Source organism: Mesobacillus sp. (assembly GCF_049588175.1).
Lineage (GTDB): Bacteria > Bacillota > Bacilli > Bacillales > Cytobacillaceae > Mesobacillus.
In genome coordinates this window covers 1-1,713 of the sequence record NZ_JBAVFI010000680.1, presented here as the reverse complement: position 1 = coordinate 1,713, position 1,713 = coordinate 1, and the positions used below count along the sequence as shown (strand labels likewise).

At 44.9% G+C, this 1,713-nt stretch carries 2 protein-coding genes; one reads left to right on the top strand and one right to left on the bottom strand.

All coding sequences use genetic code 11. The annotated features are described in order from the left end of the window. Positions 1-366: 366 nt before the first annotated feature. Entirely contained in the window at positions 367-1,491 is a 1,125-nt protein-coding gene (locus WB217_RS16555) for an NADH-dependent flavin oxidoreductase (RefSeq protein ID WP_423994369.1), read from the top strand. A 50-nt stretch (positions 1,492-1,541) separates the two neighbouring features. Here WB217_RS16555 and WB217_RS16550 read toward each other — a convergent pair whose 3' ends face one another. After that, positions 1,542-1,703: a ketopantoate reductase C-terminal domain-containing protein gene (locus WB217_RS16550; protein ID WP_423994370.1), complete on the bottom strand. Its 162-nt coding sequence runs from the start codon at positions 1,701-1,703 to the stop codon at positions 1,542-1,544. Between the last annotated feature and the right edge of the window lie 10 nt (positions 1,704-1,713).

The following is a 1,713-nucleotide window of genomic DNA, read 5'->3' as shown; positions in this document are numbered from 1 at the left end:
TCATTTCAGCAGGCCGCTGCCTCCGGATGCAATGGAGGATTTATTGAAAAAGAATATGGACCGTGAAGGCATTCTGCAATAGCAGGATGCTTTTTCAATCGGTAATATTGATATAACCGAATTGCACAATCACATGCTCTTCGAGAACCGCGGACATGTACTTGCACTTTCAAGGGACAGTCGATATGACACAGCAGGCTGAGGCAATCAAAAGTGTGATTGCTAAAACTAGCAAATAATACTTAACAGCGGGATGACGGTCCGCTGTTTTTTTATCGGTCAGAGAGCACATAATAACCAAGGATGTTTACCTTAATAGATATAAGGTTATTACACTTTATTATGTTAAAGAAGGAGGCTTTTAGTATGAATCCAAAGTACAAACCCTTATTCGAACCGTATACTTTTCCGAATGGAATCAGCTTAAAGAACCGGATGATCATGGCGCCGATGACGAATTTTTCATCCAACGAGGATGGCAGCGTTACTGATGCCGAGGTTAACTATTATGCCCGCCGCTCCAAAGGAGTCAGCATGGTCGTTACAGCATGTACATATGTGACACCAGATGGAAAGGGCTTTAAAGGAGAATTTGGGGCTGATACAGATGATATGATTCCCAGCCTGCAGAAATTGGCTTCAGCAATCAAGGAGCAAGGAGCAAAAGCCATTCTGCAAATCTTCCATGGCGGGCGTGAATGTCCTCCTGATCTTGTTCCAAATGGTGAAATCGTAAGCGCGAGTGATGTTCCTTCAGAGCGCGGGAATGGGAAAGCACCTCGTGCACTTAGCGGCGATGAGGTGGAAACCATCATTTTGGCTTTTGGAGAAACAACACGCCGCGCGATTGAAGCAGGTTATGATGGAGTGGAGATTCATGGAGCTAACGGCTATCTGATTCAGCAGTTCTTTTCGCCGCATTCCAACCGGCGTGAGGACAAGTGGGGAGGCTCTCTTGATAAGAGGCTGGCATTTCCGCTAGCGGTTGTAGACGAGGTGAAAAAAGTGACCGCCAAGTATGCAAAGGAGCCGTTTATCATTGGATACCGATTTTCGCCTGAGGAACCAGAAACACCAGGTATCACCATGGCTGACACTTTACAGCTGATCGATGCGTTAGCAGATAAAAATCTTGATTACCTGCATGTTTCATTGAATGATTTTTGGTCAAAGCCTAAACGTGGCTTAGAGGATTCGAGGTCAAGAATGGAAATCATTCAGGAGCGAGTAGGCCAGAAAGTTCCTGTTATCGGCGTCGGATCGCTTTACAGTGCCGATGATGTACTAAAGGCTTTTGATACAAGCGTCCCATTGATTGCATTAGGCAGAGAACTGATTATCGATCCAGACTGGGTTGAAAAAGTAGAAACCGGCAGGGAAGCTGAAATTGAGACGGAAATCGATCTTGGAGCTCAGACTCGCCTAGTTGTACCCGATCCGCTGTGGCAGGCAATCGTCAATACACCTGGTTGGTTTCCTGGGGTTAAATAATATAGAAAATAAAGATGCCTGCTCCAGTAAGGGAGCAGGCATCAGATATTTTAGTCTAGATTCTTTTCATATATTTTCACATTAGCGTAAATTGCTGACAGAGTCACCGCGGGAAACTTTGACTTAGAGGCATTATCTAAAAGGTAGCCAAATAAATGGTCGCCTTCTGTTGGCAAGGATTTTTCCATATCACGCTGAAGAGAGGATTTCATGCTATAGCCG

Excerpts from the sequence above, each read along its gene's own strand:
- WB217_RS16550 (WP_423994370.1), bottom strand. The coding sequence starts at position 1,703 with ATGAAATCCTCTCTTCAGCGTGATATGGAAAAATCCTTGCCAACAGAA.
- WB217_RS16555 (WP_423994369.1), top strand. The coding sequence starts at position 367 with ATGAATCCAAAGTACAAACCCTTATTCGAACCGTATACTTTTCCGAAT.